Raw genomic sequence first — 24,702 nt, forward strand, 5'->3', positions numbered from 1 at the left:
TGTCTCGCCGGTTCCGTACGCCGAATGCGTACGGCCTGGCGAAAGTCTTGTGGTCGGTGCGCTGCCCGACCCAGGTGGCTCCCGAGTTCGAGGGCGGCGCTTACGACATCCGTCCCTACGCGGGACCTTCCTTACGCCGGCGCCGTCGCGACGGCAGCGGCGCCGGCCGGATGCGGCTCGGTCGCTGCTGCCTCGCGGTCGGGCGCGAGCGGGTCGGTCACCGTGCCGGTCTCTTCATCGAACAGCCCCTGCGCCAGCCTGGTCACCGCTGCGGGGACCGGCGGCGCCAGGTCGGCCACGGCGCGGAGACCGGACAGGACGTCGTCGGGTCGTACGGCAGGCGTCACGTGCCGAACAACCAGCCGCAGTATCGCACAGGGCCGGCCGGCCGGCCTATCAGCCTGGAGCACGGGCGCTTCGGCGGCCTCCAGGCTCACGACCGCGGAGCGGGCGTCGAAGGTGCGGACGCCGTTCTTGGTGCGGCGCTGGACCTCCACGGTCCCGGCCGCGTCGAAGATCTCCACCGCGCGGCGGGCCTCCTCGGAGGTCACACCGTCCAGCCGCAGTTCCCACACGGACGCCGTGAGCCGGTCGGCGAGTCCCGAGGTGCGGGCCTCGACCGCCTCGACGATGTCGAGCCCGGTGGGCATCGACTCGTCGAGAAGGGCTCTCAGCCGCTCGGGGTCCCGCGGCCGGGTGAGCGCGATCTCCAGATATTCCGCCTCGCTGCCCGTGCCGGTGGGTGCGGCATTGGCGTACGACACCTTCGGGTGCGGCGTGAACCCCGCCGAGTACGCCATCGGCACCTCGGCGCGGCGCAGCGCGCGCTCGAAGGCACGCTGGAAGTCACGGTGGCTGGTGAACCGGAGGCGGCCGCGCTTGGTGTAGCGCAGTCGGATGCGCTGCACCGCGGGTGCGGGCGGCGGGCCTTCGGGCTGTCGCTTGCCCAGTGGATCTTCTCCTCGTTGCGGGGAGACGCGGGGCGCGCCTCCCTTCCAGCGTACGGCCGTACGACGACGACCCGGCCGGCCTGCCTGCCCGGCCGGTCGACGGGGTCGTGGTCCCCCTCAGAGTACGTGTGAGCCGGGCCGCCGGTTCCCGGCGATCCGGGGCGCCCCTGTCACCGCCGGTGCCGGGACAGCGGTCACCAGCCGCAGGAACGGTCCCCGTCCCGGCCCCAGCAGCGCTTGGAGAGCTCCCCCTGCCCCTCACTCACTTTCCGCGCCCCACCCCTCGCGCCAGTTCTCGGTCTCCCCCGGAGCGAGGGCTCTTGGGCTCACCGAGGAGAGCCCGCCGGACCTCGGCGCGGGCCTGACGGACGGTCATACGGACGGGGGCGAGGGCCTGCCGTGTGGCACGTCCCACACGGCGTGCTGCCTCGGCGGCCGGCCGCAGCACGGCATCGCGCACCGCATGCCCCACCGGAGTCAGCACACTCCGGTACACCCACCGCGCGGGCTCCACGAAGGCCCACCGCAGGAGCGCCGCGAGGAACCGGCCCACGACGAGCGAGATGTGCCCGGCGATGCGCCAGGCATGCCCGAACGCGGCCCCGACCTCCCGCGCGACCACGGCCAGCACCCGCCCGACCGGCGCCAGGACCCACCGCCACACCACGAGCGCGGGCAGCACCAGCAGGACCCGCACGATCCAGTACAGCCCCTTGCCGCACCACACGGCCGCATGCCCGAGCGGCGTCAGGATCCACCGGTACACCCACACCGAGGGCACGACGACGAGATACCACCCGAGCGGAGCCAGTACGTACCGGTACAGCGCCACGGCCGGCACGACGACGAGCACCTTCCCGAGCCAGGCCACCCCCCGGCCCAGCCACAGCAAGGCCCTCCCGAGCGGCCGGAACACCGTGTCCCCCAGGAACCGCCCGACGACGACGAGCGCGTCCCAGACCATCCGCACCGGCACGACCAGCACCAGCACCACGATCCGCACGGGCATGCGGAGCGCCACGACGAGGCACCCCTCTCCACGCGCGGGCACCGACGACTTCTCGAGATCCATACCCGCGTAGACGCCGGAGCGGCCCGCATGGATCCCGGACCCCCGACAAGGCCCTTCATATGCTGAACATCAGTCGAAAAAAACGGAATGACGAGGCTTGCACAAAGCGATTTTCACCACGGCTGTTCACTCATTCGCCGCGCATCCAAGTGAAACGGCCGCCGTTAGTCGCTGTATGAAGGCAAGCAGGTCAGGGCCACTCCCACCGCACGGCACAGAACCGCCGTTGATTGCCCCCACCGGCCCGATGAATCAATCCTGACATGAATGATGAACGCTACGACCCTCGCTGGTACAGCGCCGACATCCCGGAGCAATTCAACGAGGCGGGCACAGGACGGCACCGGGCCGGAGCCGTCTACGCGGAACCGGTGGAACCGGCCGTCCCACCCTGGGACCCCGGCATGGAACCGGCCGTACCGCCCTGGGACCCCGCCGAGGAACTGGCCTATCTGCTCCAGGAGGCCCGCAGCGAGGAGTACGCCGCGGCCGCGCCGCCCCCGCGCGAGGAAGCCTCGGTCACCGCACCTCCCGTCGGCACCCCGCTGGGCAATCTGCAGGAGATCACGGCCGAGCTGCCACCCCTGCGCGCCGCCCCGCGCGGCCACCGCAGACCCCCGCGCAAACGCCCCGACGCGCTGCGCGTCGCCAGCTACGCCATCGCCGCCATGGCAGCGGTCACCGTGTCGATGGTGAGCGTTTTCAGCGGCGTGGTCACCTATGAACCCCTGCTCCTCGTCACCACGGCACACAGCAGCGGCAGCTCATCGGCCTGGTGGCCCATCCTGGTCTACGGCCCCTGGCTGGCGGGAACCCTCTCCATCCTCCGCGCGGCACTGCACCAACGGCGCGCCCTGCACTCCTGGTTCGTCGTCCTGCTCTTCTCCTCCGTGGCGGTACTCCTCTGCGTGGCCCAGGCCCCCCGCACCCTCACCGACACCGCCGCCGCGGCACTGCCGGGCGTGGCCGCCCTGGCCTGCTTCCAGCAACTGGTCCGCCAGATCACCCTCACCCGCCCGCCCCGCCGCACCGTCGCCCCCCGCCACCGCACCCGCCCCTACGGCCGCGAGGTCCCGTAACGCCGGCCCCCGCCAGCACGCGGAAGCGGCCCCCGCCGTCGACGGGGGCCGCTTTCTCGCACGCGCGCCCACAGGCGCTTCTCTCACCTCAGTGCGCGTGACCGCTCGACACCGGGGCCGCGTTCTTGACGGTCAGCGGCAGCAGCTTCTTCCCCGTTGGTCCGATTTGAATACTTGTGTCTAGTTGAGGACACACACCGCAGTCGAAGCACGGGGTCCAGCGGCAGTCCTCGACCTCGGTCTCGTCGAGGGCGTCCTGCCAGTCCTCCCAGAGCCAGTCCTTGTCGAGGCCGGAGTCGAGGTGGTCCCACGGGAGGACCTCCTCGTAGGTGCGCTCGCGGGTGGTGTACCAGTCGACGTCGACGCCGAAGGGTGCCAGGGCCTTGTCCGCGCAGTTCATCCAGCGGTCGTACGAGAAGTGCTCGCGCCAGCCGTCGAAGCGGCCGCCGTCCTCGTAGACGGCGCGGATGACCGCGCCGATACGGCGGTCGCCGCGGGAGAGCAGGCCCTCGACGATGCCGGGCTTGCCGTCGTGGTAGCGGAAGCCGATGGAGCGGCCGTACTTCTTGTCACCGCGGATCTTGTCGCGGAGCTTGCCGAGGCGTTCGTCGGTCTCCTCGGCGGAGAGCTGCGGAGACCACTGGAAGGGGGTGTGCGGCTTGGGGACGAAGCCGCCGATGGAGACCGTGCAGCGGATGTCGTTGGAGCCGGAGACCTCGCGGCCCTTGGCGATCACGCGGGTGGCCATGTCGGCGATCTGCAGCACGTCGTCGTCGGTCTCGGTGGGCAGGCCGCACATGAAGTACAGCTTCACCTGGCGCCAGCCGTTGCCGTAGGCCGTGGCGACGGTGCGGATGAGGTCGTCCTCCGACACCATCTTGTTGATGACCTTGCGGATGCGCTCCGAGCCGCCCTCCGGGGCGAAGGTGAGGCCGGAGCGGCGGCCGTTGCGGGTCAGTTCGTTGGCGAGGTCGATGTTGAAGGCGTCGACGCGGGTGGAGGGGAGAGACAGGCCGACCTTGTCCTCCTCGTACCGGTCGCCGAGGCCCTTGGCGATGTCGGCGATCTCCGAGTGGTCGGCGGAGGAGAGCGAGAGCAGGCCCACCTCCTCGAAGCCCGTGGCCTTCAGGCCCTTGTCGACCATCTCCCCGATGCCGGTGATCGAGCGCTCGCGCACCGGGCGGGTGATCATGCCGGCCTGGCAGAAGCGGCAGCCCCGGGTGCAGCCGCGGAAGATCTCGACGGACATCCGCTCGTGGACCGTCTCGGCGAGCGGGACGAGGGGCTGCTTGGGGTAGGGCCACTCGTCGAGGTCCATGACGGTGTGCTTGGACACGCGCCACGGCACGCCCGACCTGTTCGGTACGACACGGGCGATACGGCCGTCGGGGAGGTACTCGACGTCGTAGAAGCCGGGGACGTACACCCCGCCGGTCCTCGCCAGGCGGAAGAGGAGTTCCTCGCGGCCGCCGGGGCGGCCCTCCTCCTTCCAGGCGCGGATGATCCGCGTGACCTCCAGGACGGCCTGCTCGCCGTCGCCGATGACCGCGCAGTCGATGAAGTCGGCGATCGGCTCGGGGTTGAAGGCGGCGTGGCCGCCGGCCATGACGATCGGGTCGTCGAGCGTCCGCTCCCTGGCCTCCAGGGGGATGCCGGCCAGGTCCAGGGCGGTGAGCATGTTGGTGTAGCCGAGCTCGGTGGAGAAGCTCAGGCCGAACACGTCGAAGTTCTTCACCGGGCGGTGGCTGTCGACGGTGAACTGGGGGACCCGGTGCTCCCGCATCAGCTCCTCCAGGTCCGGCCACACGCTGTAGGTGCGCTCGGCGAGGACGCCGTCCTGTTCGTTGAGGACCTCGTAGAGGATCATGACGCCCTGGTTGGGCAGTCCGACCTCGTACGCGTCCGGGTACATGAGCGCCCAGCGGACGTCACAGCTCTCCCAGGGCTTGACCGTGGAGTTGAGCTCTCCGCCGACATACTGGATCGGCTTCTGCACATGCGGGAGCAGAGCTTCGAGCTGCGGGAACACAGACTCGGCGGCTTCGGCGGGCATCTCGCGAACCTTTGTGTGCTGAGTGGGGTGACCATCCAGCGTAACGCGGCTGGAGGGGTACTCCCTACGTTGTCCAGGGCCGAAGGTCCTCGGTGATCGATGTCCAGGCTTCGGGGAGGGCGTTCTCGGCGATCTCCGCGCGGCGTTCCTCCCGGCCGTGGAGGACGCCGTAGGTGAAGGCGTTCTCCCCGGCCGCGTGGGCGACGGCGGCGAGCTCGCGCAGGGTCCGGCGGGCCATGACGCTGTCCTGGTGGTCTCCGAGCAGTCCCTGCAGCGACTTCATGGACCTGACCAGTTCCTTCGCCGGTTCGCCGAGTGCGGGGACGGCGGCCTCGGCGGCGTAGCGGGTGCGCTTGGTCTTCTTGCGGGCCTCGTGCAGGGCGGCGTCGCGGTCGCTGCCGGGCGGAAGCTCGATGGCGTGGGTGACGAGGGCGGTGAGCTTGTCGAGGTCCTTGCGTACGGCCTTGGTGAGGGTCTTCTCCGGCTTGGCCCCGGCCTTCTCGCGCAGGGGCGGGTCGTCGATCAGGGCGTCCAGGGTGTCGAGGAGGGTGAGGTAGCGGCGGGAGTCGAGGATGCCGGAGAGGCGTCCGCGGGCTCCGGCGTGGCGGGCCTCTGACCAGGTGGTGAGGCGGTCGCCGACGGGGCCGGAGACGAGGGCGCCGGGCAGGTCGGCGAGGGCCGTCCTGAGGCGTTCGGCGAGGACCTCCTGGTCGCGGTCGAGGCCGAGCTCGCCGGCCAGCCACTTGAGGTCGGCGGCGACGGGATCGGTGACCTCGCGGTCGAGGACGGTACGGAAGGTGCGGAAGGCGCTGCGCAGGCGGCGGGTGGCGACCCGCATGCTGTGGACGGAGTCGGGGAGGTCCTGGCGCACGGCGGGGTCGAGTTCGACCAGCGCGTCGCGCTGGGCACGCAGGTAGGCGAGGACGTGGTCCCCGGAGGTGACCGGCTTTCCGACCGTGCGTGAGCGCCGTTTTCGCTGCGGGGCGGCTTCCGGCGCCGTGGCGGGGGCGGGGGTGCTCGCCGGGGTCGGGGTGCCGTCGCCGGGTGCCGTCTCGGCCAGGGCCCGGGCCAGTTTGGAGGTCGACTCCGAGGGGCGTACACCGGCCTTGCGCAGGCGTTTTTCGACCTTGTCGAGGAAGGCGGGGTCGCCGTCGTCGGCGAGTTCGACCTCGATCTCGGTCCACTGGGCGGTGCCGCCGTCGCCGGTGAGGCGTTCGGCGTGGACGGTGTCGACGCTGACTTCGGCGAGCAGCCGGCCGTCGGCGTCGAGGAGGTGGCGTACGTCGCGGTCGGAGCGCAGCCGGACGACGGGCAGCAGGGGCCGGTCGCGGACGCGGGAGCGGACGAGGGCGGCGAGTTCTTCCGGGAGGGTGTCGGAGAGGGGGGCGTGGATCTCGTCGCGCACTCCGGGGGCGACGGGGAACTTCAGGTGCCAGCCGGCGTCGGAACCTCCGGTGCGGTGGCGCAGGGTGATGGCGGACGCTGCGAGACGTTCGTCGGTGGTGTCGTGGTAGGTGGCGTCGAGGTGGGTGACGCCCCGGTCGCGGACGGATGCGACGCCGGGGACGCGGGTCAGGTCCGGCAGTCCGCCGCTGCCGGACTCGTACTTTCGCTCGATCTCGCGCTTGGTGTCCGCCATGGATCGAATCTAGTCGCCGTGGGTGCGGAGCGGCAGTGGGCCGCTCCGCACCGGTGAGGTGCGGGCCGGGCGGAGGGCCGGGTGCCGCGCGGGCGTCGGCCGGGGCGTCCGCCGCTACGCGGACATCGGCCGTTGGAGTCTGATCGACTGCAGCAGCCCTATGGCCAGCCATACGGCGAACATGGAGGAGCCGCCGTAGGAGACGAACGGCAGGGGCAGACCGGTGACCGGCATGATGCCGAGGGTCATGCCGATGTTCTCGAAGGTCTGGAAGGCGAACCAGGCGACGATGCCGGCGGCGACGACGGTGCCGTACAGGTCGGTGGTGTCGCGGGCGATGCGGCAGGCGCGCCAGAGGATGATGCCGAGCAGGCCGATGATCAGGGCGCCGCCGACGAAGCCGAGTTCCTCACCGGCGACGGTGAAGACGAAGTCGGTCTGCTGCTCGGGCACGAACTGGCCGGTGGTCTGGGAGCCCTGGAAGAGGCCGGAGCCGGTCAGTCCGCCGGAGCCGATGGCGATGCGGGCCTGGTTGGTGTTGTAGCCGACGCCGGCGGGGTCGAGTTCGGGGTTGGCGAAGGCGGCGAAGCGGTTGATCTGGTACTCGTCGAGGATGCCGAGCTGCCAGACGGTGATCGCGCCGGCGGCACCGGCGCCGAGCAGGCCGAAGATCCATCGGTTGGAGGCGCCGGAGGCGAGCAGGACCCCGAGGACGATGATGACCATGACCATGACCGACCCGAGGTCGGGCATGAGCATCACGATCAGCATGGGGACGACGGCCAGGCCGAGGGCCTGCAGGACCGTGCGGTGGTCGGGGTAGGGCTTGTCGCCGGCGTCGACTCTGGCGGCGAGCAGCATCGCCATGCCCAGGATGATCGTGATCTTCACGAACTCGGAGGGCTGGAGGGAGAAGCCGCCGGGGAGCTTGATCCAGGAGTGGGCGCCGTTGATCGTGGAGCCCAGCGGGGTGAGCACCAGCAGGATCAGGAAGACCGAGGCTCCGTAGAGCAGGGGTACGGCGGTGCGCAGGGCGCGGTGGCCCAGCAGGATGGCACCGATCATCAGGGCGAGTCCGATGCCGGTGTTCAGCCAGTGCCGGACCAGGAAGTAGTAGGGGTCGCCCTGGTTGACCTCGGTGCGGTTGCGGGTGGCCGAGTAGACCAGGAGGGAGCCCAGCAGGGACAGGGCGATCGCCGAGAGCAGTATCGGCCAGTCGAGGCGGCGGGCGAGGGAGTCGCGGGCGAAGACCCGGGTCCAGCCGGCGCGCTCGGGTCCGTATCCGGAGACCTGGAAGCTGTTGACGCCGCCGGTCATGACGCCGTCCTCCGTGTTCCGGTCCGGCCGCCGCGCCGGGGGTGGCGGGTGCGGAGCCTGGCGCCACCGCCGGGTCCCCTGCCGGGTCCGCCGCCCCTGCGTCGCTCGCGGCGGCGGGTTTCGCGGTTGGTGTTCTCGGGTGAGGGGGTTGTGCCGGCCTGCTGCGGGTCGGGGTCGCCCTGCGGGGTGGTGGCCTGTGCGTCGGGCGAGGGGGTCGTCCGGTCCTTGGCGGGGTCCTTGGAGATCTTCGGGGACTTGATGGTGCCGTCCGTGCGGACCTTGGGGAGGGTCTTCTGCGGGGTGGGCAGCAGCGCCTTCTTCTTGTCGATCTCGCCGTCCTCGGAGACGCCGTACAGGGCGTTGTAGATCTTACGGACGGCGGGGCCGGAGGCGCCGGATCCCGTCCCGCCCTGGGAGATCGTCATGACGACCGCATAGTCCTTGGTGTACGTGGTGAACCAGGACGTGGTCTGCTTGCCGTGGACCTCGGCGGTACCGGTCTTGGCGTGCATCGGGATCTCGTCCTGTGGCCAGCCCCCGAATCGCCATGCGGCCGTACCGCGGGTGGCGACTCCTTCGAGGGCCTCGTCGATCTGGGCGAGCGTCTTCTTCGACGTCGGCAGCTTGCCGTGCGCCTTGGGTTCGATCTCGGTGACCGTCTTGCCGTCGGGGCTGATGACGGCCTTGCCGATGGTGGGGGTGTAGAGGGTGCCGCCGTTGGAGATGGCCGCGTAGATGGTGGCCATCTGGATGGGCGTCACGAGGGTGTCGCCCTGGCCGATGGAGTAGTTGACGGAGTCACCCGCGCGCAGCCGGTTGCCTTCGAGGCAGTTCTCGTAGGCGATCTTCTCGGCGTAGCTGCCGTCCTTCTTCCCGTACTTGCACCAGTCGTCCTTGTTGGCCGTCCAGTAGTCCTTCTTCCACTGACGGTCGGGGACGCGGCCGGTCACCTCGTTGGGCAGGTCGATGCCGGTCTCCTCGCCGAGGCCGAACTGGTGGGCGGTCTTGTAGAACCAGTCGTTGGCCTTCTTCTTCGGCTTGTTGCCGCCGTCGCGCTTCCACTCCTCGTGGGAGAGCCGGTAGAAGACGGTGTCGCAGGAGACCTCGAGGGCGCGGCCGAGGCTGATGCCTCCGAAGCTCTGCGACTCGAAGTTCTTGAACACCTGTCCGCCGATGGAGTACGAGCTGGAGCACTCGTAGGGGCCTTCGAAGGAGTAGCCGGCCTGTATGGCGGCGGCGGTGGGGATCACCTTGAAGACGGAGCCGGGCGCGGACAGGCCCTGGGTGGCGCGGTTGAGCAGCGGGTAGTTGGACTTCTCGCCGGTGAGGGTGGCGTAGTCCTTGGCGGAGATGCCGCCGACCCAGGCGTTGGGGTCGTAGGTCGGGTTGGAGGCCATGGCGACGACGCGGCCGGTCCTGGCCTCCATGACGACGACGGCGCCGGAGTCGGCCTCGTAGTTACGGTTGGTGTTGCGGTCGTGCTGCTTGCGGGCTTCCTTCATCGCCTCGTTCAGCTCGTACTCGGCGATGCGCTGGACGCGGGAGTCGATGCTGGTGACGAGGTTGGCGCCGGGCTGGGCCGGGTCGGCCTCGGCCTCGCCGAGGACGCGGCCGAGCTTGTCGACCTCGTAGCGGGTGACGCCTGCCTTGCCGCGCAGCTGCTTGTCGTACTGACGCTCGAGGCCGGAGCGGCCGACCATGTCGGAGCGCAGGTAGGGCGAGCTGGTGTCCTGCGCCTGCTGGATCTCCTCGTCGGTGACGGGCGAGAGGTAGCCGAGGACCTGGGCGGTGTTGGCCTTGCCGGGGCTGGTGTAGCGGCGCAGGGCCTGCGGTTCGGCGGTGATGCCGGGGAAGTCCTCGGCGCGTTCGCGGATCTGCAGGGCCTGTCTGGGGGTGGCCTCGTCGGTGATGGGGATGGGCTGGTACGGCGAGCCGTTCCAGCAGGGCTGGGGGGTCTCGGCGTTGCACAGCCGGACCTTCTGCTCGACGTCCTCGGGCTTCATGCCGAGGACGCCCGCGAGTTTGGTGAGGACCGCCTTGCCGTCGTCCTTCATCTTCATGAGTTCGGTGCGGGAGGCGGAGACGACCAGCCGGGTCTCGTTGTCCGCGAGGGCCACTCCGCGCGCGTCCAGGATGGAGCCGCGGACGGCGGGCTGGACGACCTGCTGGACGTGGTTGCCGGAGGCCTCCCTGGCGTACTGGTCGCCCTCGCGGATCTGGAGGTACCACAGGCGCCCGCCGAGGGTGCCGAGGAGGGAGATGACGAGGACCTGGATGACGACGAGCCGGATCTGGACCCGCGGGCTGCGGCCGGTCTCGGGAATGTTGGTCACGCGGTTTCCTCCTCTCTCAGAGCGTGTGCGCGGATGTGCGTACGAGTGATGAACGGCCGGTGTGCCGGTCGGCGTTCCGCCGTCGTTCACTCGTTCCGGTGAAGTTGGAGGAGGTCACAGGCGCTTGACCCCCTTGATGCGGCCGGCGCGGGCCGTCCGGGCGCGGGCGGCCTTGACCTTCAGCCCGCCGCGCTGGCCTCCGATGCGCAGTCCGGTGCCGCCGGAGAGCCAGCCGGAGGAGATGTCGCCGGATGCCGCGGAATTGGTCTCGGCGAGCGGGTCGTTCTCGGCGCGCCGGGCCAGGGCCATGACGCCGGGGACGACGAACGGCGCGAGCAGCAGGTCGTACAGGGCGGCGGTGAACAGCAGTCCGCCGAGCCCGACATGGCGGGCGGCGGTGTCGCCGACGAGGGCTCCGACACCGGCGTAGAGCAGGGTGGAGCCGACCGCGGCGGCGACCACGACGACCATGGGGCCGGTGGCCGACTTCACCTGGCCGCTCTCGGGTTTGACGAGTCCGGCGAGGTAGCCGATGACGCACAACACGAGGGCGTAGCGGCCGGCGGCGTGGTCGGCGGGCGGGGCGAGGTCGGCGAGGAGACCGGCGGCGAAGCCGACGAGGGCGCCGCCGACATGGCCGTAGACCAGGGCGAGGCCGAGGACGACCAGCAGCAGCAGGTCGGGGACGGCACCCGGGAGATGGAGGCGGGCGAGGACGCTCACCTGGATCACCAGGGCGACGACGATCAGCGAGCTGGAGAGCAGGATCCGGTTGACGCGCATGGGGTGACAGCTCCTACTGCTCTTGCTGGTTCAGGCCGTCGGCAGCGGCGGAGGGGGTGATGGTCACCGTCACGGTCGGCGTGGGAGTCGGCTTGGGCTTCCTGGGCAGCACCGTGTCGCGCGGGTCCTTCCCGGGGGCCTGGACGACGACGCCGACGATGTCGAGCTTGCTGAAGCTGACGAACGGGGTGACGTAGAGGGTGCGGGTGAGGTCACCGCCGGAGGGGTCGACGCGGGAGACGACACCGACCGGGACGCCGGGGACGAACGGCTTGTCGGCCTGGGAGCCGAAGGTGACCAGGCGGTCGCCCTTCTTGATCTCGGCCTTGCCGTTGAGCAGTTCCACCCGCAGCGGGCGGTCGCCCTGGCCGGAGGCGAAGCCCAGTTCGTCGGAGCTCTCCATGCGGGTGCCGACGGTGAAGTCGGGGTCGCTGGCGAGCAGCACGGTGGCGGTGTTCGGGCCGACGGTGGTGACGCGGCCGACGAGTCCGTCGCCGTTGAGTACGGTCATGTCCCGCTGGATGCCGTCGTTCGCGCCCACGTCGATGGTGATGGTCCAGGAGAAGCCCTGGGCCGCTCCTATGGCGATGACCTGGGCTCCCTTGATGCCGTACTGGCCCTTGCCGGAGAGCTTCAGCAGCTTGTCGAGCTGGGCGAGGCGGCTGCGGGCGCGGTCGTCGCTGCCGAGTTCGGCCTTGAGCGCGGCGTTCTGCTGCTCCAGTTCGGCGAGCCGGTCGTGCCGGTCGCCGGATTCGCGCACAGCGGTGACCGCGTTGCCGATCGGGTCGACCGCGCTGGACACGCCGTTCTCGATCGGGCCGAAGACGGTCGCCGCGGCCTGCCGGGCACCGTCGACCGGTGAATCCTCCCCTCCGCGGATGTCCACCGTGATCAGCGCGAACGCGGTGGCGATCAGCAGCACCAGGAGCAGCCGGCTCTCTCGTGTGTCCCTCACGTGCGGCGGCCGTGCCTTCCTCGTCGAGAACGGGTGTGCGGTGTCGTGTTGTTCAGCTGTCCGGCCGTCAGGTGCCCGACAGCCGGGTGCCCGGTAGTCAGTTGCCCAGCGGTCGGTTGTCCGGCGGTCGGTTTCCCGGTGCCGGGTGGCCTGACGGCCCGTGGGTGGCTTTCGAGGCTTATGGGCGAGCCTATGCCTCTATACCAGCGATCCGCCGTACGAGAGGAGAACACCCGTACGGCGGAATCGACGCGTTGTGTCATCTGCGGGGCTGGGCGTCCAGCACCTGCTGGAGCGCCTCGAACTCCTCGACGCACTTGCCGGAGCCGAGCGCCACGCTGTCCAGCGGGTCCTCGGCGATGTGGATCGGCATGCCCGTCTCCCGGCGCAGCCGCTCGTCGAGGCCGCGCAGCAGCGCTCCGCCGCCGGTCAGCACGATCCCCCGGTCCATGATGTCGCCGGACAGCTCCGGCGGGCACTTGTCGAGGGTCGTCTTGACCGCGTCCACGATGGCGTTGACGGGCTCCTCGATCGCCTTGCGCACTTCGGCCGCGGAGATGACGACGGTCTTGGGCAACCCGGAGACCAGGTCCCGGCCGCGGATTTCGGTGTGCTCGTCGGTGTCGAGGTCGTACGCCGAACCGATCGTGATCTTGATCTGTTCGGCCGAGCGCTCACCCAGCAGAAGGGAGTACTCCTTCTTGATGTGCTGGATGATGGCGTTGTCCAGTTCGTCGCCCGCGACGCGGATGGACTGGGCGGTGACGATGCCGCCGAGGGAGATGACCGCGACCTCCGTGGTGCCGCCGCCGATGTCCACCACCATGTTGCCGGTGGCCTCGTGGACCGGCAGTCCGGAGCCGATGGCGGCGGCCATGGGCTCCTCGATGATGTGCACCTGGCGCGCGCCGGCCTGGGACGACGCCTCGATGACGGCGCGGCGCTCGACACCGGTGATCCCCGAGGGCACACAGACGACGACCCGCGGACGAGCCAGGTACCTCCGCTTGTGGATCTTCAGGATGAAGTAGCGGAGCATCCGCTCGGTGATCTCGAAGTCGGCGATGACGCCGTCCTTGAGCGGGCGTACGGCAACGATGTTGCCCGGTGTGCGCCCGATCATCTTCTTCGCTTCGGCACCGACCGCGAGGATGCCACCGGTGTTGGTGTTGATCGCGACGACGGACGGCTCGTTGAGTACGATCCCACGACCCCTGACGTACACCAGCGTGTTGGCGGTCCCGAGGTCGACAGCCATGTCACGGCCGATGAACGACATTGAGTTCCCCATCAGGATTCGACTGGCCTTCCCGCGAGCTTTTGAGGGCTTTTCAGGTCGGCAAGGTGGGTGCGGTGACGTGAAGGCTCCATGGTAGACGCGCCTTCGCGAACACTGTGCGAGGGTCTTCGCCATTGTCATCAGATGGCGTCTCGCCCTGCTTGTGGAGACGGGCCATCGGGGGCATCCGTTCCCCCGAACGCCGTGCATATGCCAAAAAGGTCCGGGGGCAAAGCCCCCAGACCATCCGACAGGCGGCAAATGCGCCGCACACGGCTGCGACGTGATCGTTATGCGCGGGTTTCCCGCACGGACGGCCGTACGGCGGCACACGCGGCGCGCTGTACGAGGTCACGCACGGTACGTCACGACTTCACGCACGGCGCGCCGGGACGATGTCAGACACGCCCGGGAAAGAAGATCTTCACCTCGCGCTCGGCGGACTCCTCCGAGTCGGAGGCGTGGATCAGGTTCTCCCGGACGATCACACCGAAGTCGCCCCGGATCGAACCCGCCTCGGCGGCGATCGGGTCCGTGGGACCCGCCAGCCGGCGGACGCCCTCGATGACCCGCTCACCCTCGACGATCATCGCCACGACCGGCCCTGAGGCCATGAACTCCACCAGCGGCTCGTAGAACGGGCGGCCGACGTGCTCCGCGTAGTGCTGCTCGAGAATGGCGCGGTCCAGGGTGCGCAGCTCCAGTGCGGTGACTCGCCAGCCGGCCTTGCGCTCGATACGGCTGATGATCTCGCCGGTCAGGCCACGACGGACGGCGTCGGGCTTGAGGAGGACGAGGGTGCGCTGGGTCACGACGGAGCTCCTTGTGCGTGAAGTGGTGCGGGAACACGAGATTACCGGGCGTGTCGGGGCATCTGTCACGCAGCGTCAGGCTGCTCCGCCTGTGCGGCGAAACGGGCCTTCGCTTCATCCACCTTTCGGCCGAAGTGCACCGATGCCCACCACAGCAGCGCGAAGACCGCTCCCATGAAGAACATCATCGGGACGACCACCCCGGAGGCGATGAGGGCGATCTGCAACGCCCAGCCGAGGGCCACCCCGCCGGGCCGGGTGACCACCCCGCACAGGGCCACGCACAGGAACATCGCGATCCCGCACACCGTCCACACCGTGCCGGTGGACAGGTCCTGGTCCTTCATGGCGACCAGCCCGGCGAACCCGATGACGAAGAACTCACCGATCAGCGTCGAAGCGCAGAGCGTACGCACGGGATCTCAGCCCCTCCCCAGAAGCAGTCGGGCCTCGCCGACGGTGATGACGGAACCGGTGACGAGTACACCGCCGCCCGCGAACTCGTGCTCCTCCTCGGCCAGCGTGATCGCGGCCTCCAGTGCGTCCGGCAGCCGCGGCTCCACCTGGACGCGGTCCTCGCCGAACACCTCGACGGCGACCGCGGCCAGCTCGTCGGCGTCCATCGCGCGATGGCTGGAGTTCTGTGTGACGACGACCTCGGCGAAGACCGGCTCGAACGCCTCCAGCAGTCCGCGCACGTTCTTGTCGCCGCTCGCGCCGACCACACCGATCAGCCGGGTGAACTCGAACGCCTCCCCGACCGCCTCGGCCGCCGCCCGCGCGCCCGACGGGTTGTGCGCGGCGTCCAGGACGACGGTCGGCGAACGCCGTACGACCTCCAGCCGTCCCGGGGAGGCGACGGCGGCGAACGCCTTGCGCACCGTGTCGACGTCGAGCGGCCGGGCGTGCTGGGAGCCGACGCCGAAGAACGCCTCCACGGCGGCCAGCGCCACGGCCGCGTTGTGCGCCTGGTGCGCGCCGTGCAGCGGGAGGTACACCTCGGGGTACTCGCCGCCCAGTCCGCGCAGCGTCACCAGCTGGCCGCCGACCGCGATCTGCCGGGCGACGACCCCGAACTCCAGGCCTTCCCGGGCCACGGTGGCGTCCGCCTCGACGGCCTTCTTCAGCAGCACCTGAGCGGCGTCGACCGGCTGCTGGGCCATGATCACCGTCGCGTCCCGCTTGATGATGCCGGCCTTCTCGGTGGCGATCTCCGCGGGCGTGGAGCCGAGGCGGTCGGTGTGGTCGAGGTCGATGGGCGTCACCACGGCGACGCTCCCGTCGATCACGTTGGTCGCGTCCCAGCTGCCGCCCATGCCCACCTCGACGACCGCCACGTCCACGGGCGCGTCGGCGAAGGCGGCGTACGCCATGCCGGTGAGGACCTCGAAGAAGGACAGCCGGTACTCCTGCCGGGAGTCGACCATCTCGACGTACGGCTTGATGTCCTCGTACGTCTCGATGAACCGCTCGGCGGAGACCGGGGCCCCGTCGAGGCTGATCCGCTCGGTGACCGACTGGACGTGCGGCGAGGTGTAGCGGCCGGTGCGCAGCTCGAAGGCGCCGAGCAGCGTCTCGATCATGCGGGCGGTGGAGGTCTTGCCGTTGGTGCCGGTGATGTGGATCGAGGGGTACGAGCGCTGGGGCTCGCCGAGAACGTCCATCAGCGCGGAGATGCGGCTGACCGAGGGCTCCAGCTTGGTCTCGCCCCAGCGGGTGGCGAGCTCCGCCTCCACCTCGCGCAGGGCCTTGTCGACCTCGGGGTCCTCGGGGCGCGACGGCACCTGTGCCCGGGACGCGCCGCCCTGGGTGCGCAGGGTACGGCTGCCGGCCTCGATCACCGCAAGGTCGGGGTCGCGGCGGGTCTCCTCCTCGACGAGCTCCGCGAAGTCGTCAAAGGTGTCGTCCGGGTCGGGACCTGCTGATTCTGGGCGCTCGCTCACGATGCCCAGTCTACGGACCGCCCGGGCGGCGCCCGGCAGCCCCCGGCCCCGCGTCAGCCGAGCCACCTGCGCAGCCCCAGTCGGCCCCACGCGACGCTCGCGGCGAAGGCCAGCACGGCGGCGGCCGACGCCGTCACGGCGAGCGCCACGGGCGCCCAGAAGCCGTGCGGCACCCGCTCCGCGACGGGCTCGACCAGCAGCATCACCCACAGCAGATGCACCAGGTACGTGCCGAACGACGCGTCCGACAGCCGCGCCAGCACCGCCCGGGCCCGCTCCGGCACCCGTACCCCGTGTCCCGCGCCGAGCACGGCGAAAGTCAGCGCGGCCACCGTCACGCTCCCGTACGCGGCGGGGTGCCGCACGGTGAACTGGTACAGGATCAGGGCGGCGAGCGCGACCGCCGCGCCCCCGAGCCACAGCGGGCGCGGACCGCACCGCCGGGCGCCGAGCAGGGCGGCACCCGCCACCGCGTACCCCAGCGAGTACAGCGACACGTTCCACCCCCAGTCGGACAGCGGCAGCCCGGTGAGCGTCCGCACGTCCCCGACGGCCGCCGGTGCGACGGCGAACGCGACGAGCAGCAGCAGCGACCGGCGGGGCGTGGCGCGCCGCCGGACGACGAGCACGGCGGCGCCGAGGAGCAGGACGAGCGGCACGTAGGTGTAGAGGTACCAGAGGTGGAAGGCGGCCTCGACGGACCCGAAGAGCGCGTCCGGCGCCTCCTCGTCGCCGGCCTCCGGCGGCCGCCCGGCCACGTACTGCTGCCAGAGGAGATAGATCACCGTCCACACCGCCATCGGACGCAGGATCCGTCCCAGCCGGGTGAGGAGCTGGGCCTCGCCGCGCACCGGCGAGCCGACCAGGGCCGCCCAGCCGGCCATCGCGAAGAACACGGGCACGGCGAACCGGCCGGCCGAGTCCCCGACGACACCGGTCGTACGGTGGCCCGCGTCGAAGAACTCGGCGGAGGCGTGCACGAGGACCACGGCGGCGGTGCAGACGACCCGCAGGAGGTCGATGTCGTGGCGCCGCTCCCCGCCGGATCCTCGCTGCGCGGTCGGCTCGGCGGGCGGCGAGGCCGCGGTGGGCGTGGTGGGCGTGGTGGGGGGCATCGTGCGGATCGCTCCTGACGGCATCGGCCTGGTGACGGTCGAAGCAACAGGCTGCCGCCGGCGGGTTACGCGAAGGCCGCCGCTACGTGAACGGCCCCCGACCGGAGCGGTCGAGGGCCGTGCACGATCCGGGCCCGGTGCCGGACGCCCGCCCTGGTGCCGGGCGCGATGCCCGGCACAGGCCCAGCGCGCCGGACGCCAAGCCCGGCATCCACCACCGGCCACGCATCACGCACCGGCCCAGTCCCGGACACCAAGCCCCATACCCGGCACAGGCCCAGCGCGCCGGACACCAAGCCCGGCATCCACCACCGACCACGCATCACGCACCGGCCCAGTCCCGGACACCAAGCCCCATACCCGGCACAGGCCCAGCACCGGACGCCAAGCCCGGCATCCACCACCGGCCACGCATCACGCACCGGCCCAGTGTCCGACGCCGAGCCCGGTATCCGCCCCCGGGCGGGTGTCACGTACGGGCCCAGTCCCGGACGCCGAGCCCGTACCCGGCACAGGCCAGCGCCGGACGCCGAGCCCGGTATCCGCCCCCGCCGGGTCTCAGGCGGCGGGCAGGCGGTCCAGCTGGGTGCGGATGCGGGCGATGTCCTCGTCCGCCTTGGCCAGGCGGGTGCGGATCTTGTCGACCACGTGGTCCGGGGCCTTCGCCAGGAACGCCTCGTTGCCGAGCTTCGCCGTCGCCTGGGCCTTCTCCTTCTCCGCCGCCGCGAGGTCCTTCGCCAGGCGCTTGCGCTCCGCGGCGACGTCGATCACACCGGACAGGTCCAGCGCGACCTCGACGCCCGCGACCGGCAGGGTCGCCGTCGCGGTGAAGGAGTCACCCTCCGGCTGCAGGCGCAGCAGCTGGCGGATGGCCGGCTCGTGCGGGGCGAGCGCCGTGCCGTCGAGGGCCAGCCGGGCCGGGACCCGCTGGCCGGGCTGGAGCCCCTGGTCGGCACGGAAGCGGCGGACCTCGGTGATGACGGACTGGAGCGTCCCGATCTCCCGCTCGGCGTCCGCGTCCCGGAAGCCGCTGTCGCCCGGCCACTGGGCGATGACGAGCGACTCGCCGCCGGTCAGCGTGGTCCACAGGGTCTCCGTGACGAACGGGACCACCGGGTGCAGCAGCCGCAGCGTGACGTCGAGGACCTCACCGAGGACCCGCTTGCTGACCTCGGCCGGCGCGCCGCCCGCCTGGAACGTCGTCTTGGACAGCTCGACGTACCAGTCGAAGACCTCGTCCCACGCGAAGTGGAACAGCGCGTCGGACAGCTTCGCGAACTGGAAGTCCTCGTAGAACGCGTCGACTTCCGCGACGGTCGAGTTCAGCCGGGACAGGATCCAGCGGTCGGTCGGCGACATCTCGGACGCGTCCGGCAGCGGGCCGTCCACCGTCGCGCCGTTCATCAGCGCGAAACGCGTCGCGTTCCAGATCTTGTTGGCGAAGTTGCGCGAGCCCTGGACCCAGTCCTCGCCGATCGGCACGTCGACGCCCGGGTTGGCGCCGCGCGCGAGCGTGAAGCGCAGCGCGTCGGAGCCGTACGTGTCCATCCAGTCCAGCGGGTCGACCGCGTTGCCGAAGGACTTCGACATCTTCTTGCCGAACTGGTCGCGGACCATGCCGTGCAGGGCGATGGTGTGGAACGGCGGGGTGCCGTCCATCGCGTACAGGCCGAACATCATCATCCGGGCGACCCAGAAGAAGAGGATGTCGTAGCCGGTGACCAGGACGGAGTTCGGGTAGAACTTCGCGAGCGAGTCGGTCTGTTCGGGCCAGCCGAGCGTGGAGAAGGGCCACAGGCCGGAGGAGAACCAGGTGTCGAGGACGTCGGTGTCCTGGTGCCAGCCCTCGCCGGTCGGCGCCTGGTCGTCCGGCCCGACGCAGACGACCTCGCCGTTCGGCCCGTACCAGACGGGGATGCGGTGGCCCCACCACAACTGCCGCGAGATGCACCAGTCGTGGAGGTTGTCGACCCAGTCGAAGTACCGCTTCTCCATCTCCTGCGGATGGATCGTGACGCGGCCGTCGCGGACGGCGTCACCGGCCTCCTTCGCCAGCGGGCCGACCTTGACCCACCACTGCATCGACAGCCGCGGCTCGATGGTGGTCTTGCAGCGGGAACAGTGGCCGACGGAGTGGACGTAGGGCCGCTTCTCGGCGACGATCCGGCCCTCGGCGCGCAGCGCGGCGACGATGGCGGAGCGGGCCTCCAGCCGGTCCAGGCCCTGGAAGGGGCCGTGGGCGGTGATGACGGCGTGCTCGTCCATGACGGCGATGGCGGGCAGGTCGTGCCGCCGGCCGATCTCGAAGTCGTTCGGGTCGTGGGCCGGGGTCACCTTGACGGCGCCCGTGCCGAACTCGGGGTCGACGTGCTCGTCCGCGACGACCGGGATGGAGCGGTCGGTCAGCGGCAGCTTGACGAGCTTGCCGACCAGGTGCCGGTAGCGCTCGTCGTCCGGGTGGACGGCGACGGCGGTGTCACCGAGCATCGTCTCGGCGCGGGTGGTGGCGACGACGATGGTCTCGTCCCCGTCGCCGTACTTCATGGAGACGAGCTCACCGTCGTCGTCCTGGTAGTCGACCTCGATGTCGGAGATCGCGGTCAGACAGCGTGGGCACCAGTTGATGATGCGCTCGGCGCGGTAGATCAGCTCGTCGTCGTAGAGCCGCTTGAAGATGGTCTGGACGGCCCTCGACAGGCCCTCGTCCATCGTAAAGCGCTCACGCGTCCAGGCGACGCCGTCGCCGAGGCGGCGCATCTGGCCGCTGATCTGGCCGCCGGACTCGCCCTTCCACTGCCAGACCCGCTCGACGAACGCCTCACGGCCGAGGTCGTGACGGGACTTGCCCTCCTTGGCGAGTTCCCGCTCGACGACGTTCTGCGTGGCGATACCGGCGTGGTCCATGCCGGGCTGCCACAGCGTCTCGAAGCCCTGCATACGCTTGCGGCGGGTGATCGCGTCGATGAGCGTGTGCTCGAAGGCGTGCCCGAGGTGCAGGCTTCCCGTGACGTTCGGCGGCGGGATGACGACGGTGAAGGGCGGCTTGTCGCTCTTCACGTCCGCCTCGAAGTAGCCGCGCTCTACCCAGCGCTCGTACAGCGGCCCCTCTACATCGGCCGGCGCGTACTGGGTCGGCAGTTCGGTCGTGGGCGCGGGTGGCTGCTGCTGAGCGTTCTCGGTCACGAGGCTCAGTTTAGAGGCGTCACGAGCCTGTCCCGAAACTCGTTTCCTTTGTAACGGTGCGACCCCCGCCTGTCTGAAGGTGTCACTCCTGAGTCAGGATGTCAGCGACGCATAAGTATCTGGAGGGGAACCCAGAAATGAGCTACAACCAGCCGGGCCCGTACGGCGGGCAGCCCCAGCAGCCCGGGCCGTACGGCCAGCCGGGACCTTACGGCCAGCAGCCGCAGGCTCCGCAGCCCGGCTACGGCTACCCCCAGCAGGCACCGCCGCCCGGCCAGCCCGGGTACGGCTACCCGCAGCAGCCCGGCCAGCCCGGTGTCCCGCCGCAGCAGGCCCCGTACGGCCAGCAGCCTCCCTACGGCCAGGCCCCGTACGGCACGCCGCCCCAGCCCTCCGCCCCGGGCGGCGGCGGCAAGAAGGCCGCCATCATCGTCGGCGCGGTCGCGGTCGTCGCGGCGATCGGTGTGGGCGTGTACTTCGTGATCGGCGGAGGCGGCGCGGCCGGCCTGGAGGACGACGGCCCGCACAAGCTGTCGACGCCGGAGACGGTGCTGAGCGAGTACACCCGGGTCGGCGAGGGCGGCGAGGACGCCAGCTCCAGCATGGTGAAGGACCTCGCCAAGGGCGGTATCAAGAACGGCAAGTCCGTCGCCGCCGCCTACTCGACGGCCGACTTCAGCAAGTACGACCCGCAGGACCCGACCACGATTCCCGACCAGGCCGAGCTGCTGACCGCGAAGGGCGTGTCGTTCTTCGGCGCGTACGGTGAGGTCACCGACCCGGAAGCCGCCGTCGACAGGGTCTTCGCCTCCCTCAAGAAGGAGACGGAGAAGGGCTCGGACAACAAGCTCATGTCCGAACTGGTCGGTGAGCCGGAGTCGGTCGACCTCGACGGCGCGGTGATGAAGTGCCAGGCGGCCAAGGGCACGAACGACCTCACGCAGAAGGAAACGACCAACTGGTTCTGCGCCTGGGGCGACTACAGCACCATCGCGGTCGTCTCCCCCGGTGACAACACCAAGGACATCACCAAGAGCGCCGCGGCGGACATCACCACCAAGGTGCGCGACGAGGTGCGCGTCAAGTCCTGAACCGTACGGAGCGTACGCACGAGACATGAGAAGGGGCCCCGGTCGTCGACCGGGGCCCCTTCCGACGGTTTCGCTGCCGCCGCCGGGTGGCTATGCCGTCTTCTGCTCGCCGGAGCCCCGGCCGCGGGCGTCGCGCGGGATCAGGGTCGGATTGACGTTGGAGAGAACCACGTCGGCGGTGATGACCACGCGGGCGACGTCCTTGCGGGACGGGACCTCGTACATCACGCCCTGGAGGACTTCCTCCATGATGGCGCGCAGGCCGCGGGCGCCGGTCTGGCGGAGGATGGCCTGGTCGGCGATGGCCTCCAGCGCCTCGCGCTCGAAGTCCAGCTCGACACCGTCGAGTTCGAAGAGGCGCTGGTACTGCTTCACCAGCGCGTTGCGCGGCTCGACGAGGATCTGGAGGAGGGCCTCACGGTCCAGGTTGTGGACGCTGGTGAGGACCGGGAGCCGGCCGATGAACTCGGGGATCATGCCGAACTTGACCAGGTCCTCCGGCATGACCTCCTCGAACTGGTCCTTGGACTCCATCTCCCGCTTGGAGCGGATCGTCGCGCCGAAGCCGATGCCCTTGGCGCCCGCCCGGCCCTCGATGATCTTCTCCAGTCCGGCGAAGGCACCGCCCACGATGAACAGCACGTTCGTCGTGTCGATCTGGATGAACTCCTGGTGCGGGTGCTTGCGGCCGCCCTGCGGCGGGACGGAGGCCGTGGTGCCCTCGAGGATCTTCAGCAGGGCCTGCTGCACGCCCTCACCGCTGACGTCACGGGTGATCGACGGGTTTTCACTCTTGCGGGCGACCTTGTCGATCTCGTCGATGTAGATGATCCCGGTCTCGGCCTTCTTGACGTCGTAGTCGGCCGCCTGGATCAGCTTCAGCAGGATGTTCTCGACGTCCTCGCCGACGTAACCCGCCTCCGTGAGCGCCGTGGCGTCGGCGATCGCGAACGGGACGTTCAGCATCCGGGCCAGGGTCTGGGCCAGCAGGGTCTTGCCGGAGCCCGTGGGGCCCAGCAGGAGGATGTTGGACTTCGCCAGCTCGATGGCGTCCTCACGGCCCTGGGCGCCGCCGTTCTCACCGGCCTGGACGCGCTTGTAGTGGTTGTACACGGCGACGGACAGGGCCTTCTTGGCCGACTCCTGGCCGACCACGTAGCCCTCGAGGAACTCGTAGATCTCGCGGGGCTTGGGAAGCTCCTCCCAGCGGACCTCACTGGTCTCCGCGAGCTCTTCCTCGATGATCTCGTTGCAGAGATCGATGCACTCGTCGCAGATGTACACACCGGGACCTGCGATGAGCTTCTTGACCTGCTTCTGGCTCTTGCCGCAGAACGAGCACTTGAGCAGATCGCCGCCGTCACCGATGCGTGCCACGGTGTGCTTCCCCTTCGCCTGGGAGACGACCGGACGTCAACGTCCGGCGGCTCCTGGTGCTGCCTTATGTCCGACGGTACCTTGCCTGGCCCCCCGTTCGGGCCCCCCTTGGCACGGTTCACTTTGACGTGGACCGTGCCAAACCGTGCCAAGGGGCAGCAGACCTCACACCCCCGCCTCGCGCTAGCGCAGGCTGGTGTTGTCCATCTTCCGGGTGGTGATGACCTGGTCGATCAGGCCGTACTCCAGCGCGTCCTCGGCGGTGAGGATCTTGTCGCGCTCGATGTCCTCGCGGATCCTCTCGATCGGCCGGGTGGAGTGCTTGGCCAGCATGTCCTCCAGCTGCGTACGCATCCGGAGGATCTCGTTGGCGGCGATCTCCAGGTCGGAGACCTGGCCGCGGCCCGTCTCGCTGTACGGCTGGTGGATCAGCACGCGCGCGTTCGGCAGGGCCATGCGCTTGCCGGGCGTGCCGGCGGCCAGCAGGACGGCGGCGGCGGAGGCCGCCTGGCCCATGCAGACCGTCTGGATGTCCGGCTTCACGTACTGCATCGTGTCGTAGATCGCCGTCAGCGCGGTGAAGGACCCGCCGGGGCTGTTGATGTAGATCGAGATGTCACGGTCGGGGTCCATCGACTCCAGGCACAGCAGCTGCGCCATCACGTCGTTGGCGGAGGCGTCGTCGATCTGCACGCCGAGGAAGATGACCCGCTCCTCGAAGAGCTTCGCGTACGGGTCGTACTCGCGGATGCCCTGCGAGGTGCGCTCGACGAAGCGCGGGATGACATAGCGGGACTCGGCCGCGGGGCCGGTGTACTCGGCGCGCGCTCGGTCGTACAGGCCGCTGCCGGGGAAGTCGTTCACGGTGTCTCCTGGAAGGGGGCTGAGGCGGTCGGCTGGGGCTGCTGGGGCTGGTTCCACCGGGCCGGCGGCCCGGTGGGGCGTCTACGGGCCACCGGGGCTCCGTACGGCCGCTCAGGCCCCGGTGCCGCCACCGCCCGGCATGCCGGCGGCCGTGGGGATCACGTCGTCGATGAGGCCGTACTCCTTGGCCTCGAAGGCGTCGAACCAGCGGTCGCGGTCGGAGTCGCGGGTGATCTGCTCGACCGACTGGCCCGTGTGCTGGGACGTCAGCTCGGCCATGCGCTTCTTGGTGTGCAGCAGCCGCTCGGCGTGGATCTTGATGTCCGAGGCCGAGCCGGCCAGACCGGCGGACGGCTGGTGGATCAGGATCTCGGCGTTCGGCAGCGCGAAACGCTTGCCGGGGGTGCCGGCACTCAGCAGGAACTGACCCATCGAGGCCGCGAGGCCCATGGCGATCGTCACCACGTCGTTCTTGATGAACTGCATGGTGTCGTAGATCGCCATGCCGGCCGTGATGGAGCCGCCGGGGCTGTTGATGTACAGGTAGATGTCCTTGTCCGGGTCGGCGGCAAGGAGCAGCAGCTGTGCGGTGATCTTGTTGGCGATGTCGTCGTCCACCGGCTGGCCGAGGAAGATGATCCGCTCGCCCAGCAGCCGGTTGTAGACCTGGTCGCCGAGGCCACCACCGATGGAAGGCTCGCCGGCGGCTGAGGGCATCAGATTCGTCACGTATCCACCTGCTCGTCTTACGACGGCGCCGGGCCGTCTCACGTATCCCTGTGGGGCTGGAGCCTTGTTCGGTGACTCATGTCCCCTGGTATTCATGGACCCTAACGCGGTGGCTCCGCCGGGGAATC

19 protein-coding genes are annotated in these 24,702 nt (G+C 70.1%); 2 read left to right on the forward strand and 17 right to left on the reverse strand.

What is annotated here, in order from left to right:
- Positions 1-131: 131 nt before the first annotated feature.
- A complete protein-coding gene (locus ACIF9R_RS18365; protein WP_399980878.1) occupies positions 132-908 on the reverse strand; it encodes a TIGR03936 family radical SAM-associated protein in 777 nt (258 codons plus the stop codon).
- Positions 909-1,212: 304 nt separating this feature from the next.
- Positions 1,213-2,022: a hypothetical protein gene (locus tag ACIF9R_RS18370; RefSeq protein WP_399980880.1), complete on the reverse strand. Its 810-nt coding sequence runs from the start codon at positions 2,020-2,022 to the stop codon at positions 1,213-1,215.
- Between the two features lie 263 nt (positions 2,023-2,285).
- On the opposite strand from ACIF9R_RS18370, the gene ACIF9R_RS18375 reads away from it, so the two are divergent.
- Positions 2,286-3,101 (forward strand): DUF2637 domain-containing protein, encoded by an 816-nt coding sequence (locus ACIF9R_RS18375; protein ID WP_399980883.1) that lies wholly within the window; start codon positions 2,286-2,288, stop codon positions 3,099-3,101.
- 88 nt (positions 3,102-3,189) lie between these two features.
- Here ACIF9R_RS18375 and ACIF9R_RS18380 read toward each other — a convergent pair whose 3' ends face one another.
- From ACIF9R_RS18380 to ACIF9R_RS18435, 12 genes are all read right to left on the reverse strand, one after another.
- Positions 3,190-5,154, reverse strand: a complete 1,965-nt coding sequence (locus ACIF9R_RS18380) for a TIGR03960 family B12-binding radical SAM protein (RefSeq protein ID WP_399980885.1) — start codon at positions 5,152-5,154, stop codon at positions 3,190-3,192.
- A gap of 64 nt (positions 5,155-5,218) precedes the next feature.
- Positions 5,219-6,793, reverse strand: coding sequence for a CHAD domain-containing protein (locus tag ACIF9R_RS18385; RefSeq protein WP_399980887.1), 1,575 nt, complete (start codon positions 6,791-6,793; stop codon positions 5,219-5,221).
- Between the two features lie 114 nt (positions 6,794-6,907).
- Complete coding sequence (rodA, locus tag ACIF9R_RS18390; RefSeq protein WP_399980889.1) at positions 6,908-8,110, reverse strand: rod shape-determining protein RodA; 1,203 nt, start codon at positions 8,108-8,110, stop codon at positions 6,908-6,910.
- On the reverse strand, positions 8,107-10,443 hold the full coding sequence (mrdA, locus tag ACIF9R_RS18395) for a penicillin-binding protein 2 (RefSeq protein ID WP_399980892.1): 2,337 nt from the start codon (positions 10,441-10,443) through the stop codon (positions 8,107-8,109). Before mrdA ends, rodA begins: the two co-directional genes overlap by 4 nt.
- 114 nt (positions 10,444-10,557) lie before the next feature.
- Positions 10,558-11,226 (reverse strand): rod shape-determining protein MreD, encoded by a 669-nt coding sequence (mreD, locus tag ACIF9R_RS18400; protein WP_399980894.1) that lies wholly within the window; start codon positions 11,224-11,226, stop codon positions 10,558-10,560.
- A gap of 13 nt (positions 11,227-11,239) precedes the next feature.
- Entirely contained in the window at positions 11,240-12,181 is a 942-nt protein-coding gene (gene mreC, locus ACIF9R_RS18405) for a rod shape-determining protein MreC (RefSeq protein WP_399980896.1), read from the reverse strand.
- A 259-nt stretch (positions 12,182-12,440) separates the two neighbouring features.
- Complete coding sequence (locus ACIF9R_RS18410; protein WP_024887540.1) at positions 12,441-13,460, reverse strand: rod shape-determining protein; 1,020 nt, start codon at positions 13,458-13,460, stop codon at positions 12,441-12,443.
- Positions 13,461-13,858: 398 nt separating this feature from the next.
- Positions 13,859-14,272 (reverse strand): nucleoside-diphosphate kinase, encoded by a 414-nt coding sequence (gene ndk, locus ACIF9R_RS18415; RefSeq protein WP_399980899.1) that lies wholly within the window; start codon positions 14,270-14,272, stop codon positions 13,859-13,861.
- A gap of 65 nt (positions 14,273-14,337) precedes the next feature.
- Positions 14,338-14,688, reverse strand: a complete 351-nt coding sequence (locus tag ACIF9R_RS18420; RefSeq protein WP_399980901.1) for a DUF4233 domain-containing protein — start codon at positions 14,686-14,688, stop codon at positions 14,338-14,340.
- A 6-nt stretch (positions 14,689-14,694) separates the two neighbouring features.
- Positions 14,695-16,215 carry a bifunctional folylpolyglutamate synthase/dihydrofolate synthase gene (locus ACIF9R_RS18425; RefSeq protein WP_399980904.1) on the reverse strand — a complete coding sequence of 507 codons (1,521 nt, stop codon included), beginning with the start codon at positions 16,213-16,215 and terminating at the stop codon, positions 14,695-14,697.
- Positions 16,216-16,268: 53 nt separating this feature from the next.
- Positions 16,269-17,330: an acyltransferase gene (locus tag ACIF9R_RS18430; RefSeq protein WP_399980907.1), complete on the reverse strand. Its 1,062-nt coding sequence runs from the start codon at positions 17,328-17,330 to the stop codon at positions 16,269-16,271.
- A gap of 558 nt (positions 17,331-17,888) precedes the next feature.
- Positions 17,889-20,513 (reverse strand): valine--tRNA ligase, encoded by a 2,625-nt coding sequence (locus ACIF9R_RS18435; RefSeq protein ID WP_399980910.1) that lies wholly within the window; start codon positions 20,511-20,513, stop codon positions 17,889-17,891.
- A 137-nt stretch (positions 20,514-20,650) separates the two neighbouring features.
- On the opposite strand from ACIF9R_RS18435, the gene ACIF9R_RS18440 reads away from it, so the two are divergent.
- The gene (locus ACIF9R_RS18440; protein WP_399980912.1) at positions 20,651-21,604 is read left to right on the forward strand and encodes a hypothetical protein; all 954 of its coding nucleotides are present in this window, start codon (positions 20,651-20,653) and stop codon (positions 21,602-21,604) included.
- A 90-nt stretch (positions 21,605-21,694) separates the two neighbouring features.
- Here ACIF9R_RS18440 and clpX read toward each other — a convergent pair whose 3' ends face one another.
- The 3 genes from clpX to ACIF9R_RS18455 all read right to left on the reverse strand — a co-directional run bounded on the left by clpX (position 21,695) and on the right by ACIF9R_RS18455 (position 24,562).
- Positions 21,695-22,981 carry an ATP-dependent Clp protease ATP-binding subunit ClpX gene (clpX, locus tag ACIF9R_RS18445; RefSeq protein ID WP_399980915.1) on the reverse strand — a complete coding sequence of 429 codons (1,287 nt, stop codon included), beginning with the start codon at positions 22,979-22,981 and terminating at the stop codon, positions 21,695-21,697.
- 183 nt (positions 22,982-23,164) lie between these two features.
- Entirely contained in the window at positions 23,165-23,845 is a 681-nt protein-coding gene (locus ACIF9R_RS18450; RefSeq protein WP_399980917.1) for an ATP-dependent Clp protease proteolytic subunit, read from the reverse strand.
- A 111-nt stretch (positions 23,846-23,956) separates the two neighbouring features.
- Positions 23,957-24,562, reverse strand: a complete 606-nt coding sequence (locus ACIF9R_RS18455) for an ATP-dependent Clp protease proteolytic subunit (RefSeq protein ID WP_030217676.1) — start codon at positions 24,560-24,562, stop codon at positions 23,957-23,959.
- Positions 24,563-24,702 lie beyond the last annotated feature (140 nt).

Origin of the sequence: Streptomyces sp. NPDC086080 (genome assembly GCF_044540255.1) — a bacterium.
Classification (GTDB): Bacteria; Actinomycetota; Actinomycetes; order Streptomycetales; family Streptomycetaceae; genus Streptomyces.

Coding starts and splice junctions, on each gene's coding strand:
- ACIF9R_RS18370 (WP_399980880.1), bottom strand. CDS start 2,022: ATGGATCTCGAGAAGTCGTCGGTGCCCGCGCGTGGAGAGGGGTGCCTC.
- ACIF9R_RS18375 (WP_399980883.1), top strand. CDS start 2,286: ATGAATGATGAACGCTACGACCCTCGCTGGTACAGCGCCGACATCCCG.
- ACIF9R_RS18380 (WP_399980885.1), bottom strand. CDS start 5,154: ATGCCCGCCGAAGCCGCCGAGTCTGTGTTCCCGCAGCTCGAAGCTCTG.
- ACIF9R_RS18385 (WP_399980887.1), bottom strand. CDS start 6,793: ATGGCGGACACCAAGCGCGAGATCGAGCGAAAGTACGAGTCCGGCAGC.
- rodA (WP_399980889.1), bottom strand. CDS start 8,110: ATGACCGGCGGCGTCAACAGCTTCCAGGTCTCCGGATACGGACCCGAG.
- mreD (WP_399980894.1), bottom strand. CDS start 11,226: ATGCGCGTCAACCGGATCCTGCTCTCCAGCTCGCTGATCGTCGTCGCC.
- ACIF9R_RS18410 (WP_024887540.1), bottom strand. CDS start 13,460: ATGTCGTTCATCGGCCGTGACATGGCTGTCGACCTCGGGACCGCCAAC.
- ACIF9R_RS18430 (WP_399980907.1), bottom strand. CDS start 17,330: ATGCCCCCCACCACGCCCACCACGCCCACCGCGGCCTCGCCGCCCGCC.
- ACIF9R_RS18440 (WP_399980912.1), top strand. CDS start 20,651: ATGAGCTACAACCAGCCGGGCCCGTACGGCGGGCAGCCCCAGCAGCCC.
- ACIF9R_RS18455 (WP_030217676.1), bottom strand. CDS start 24,562: ATGCCCTCAGCCGCCGGCGAGCCTTCCATCGGTGGTGGCCTCGGCGAC.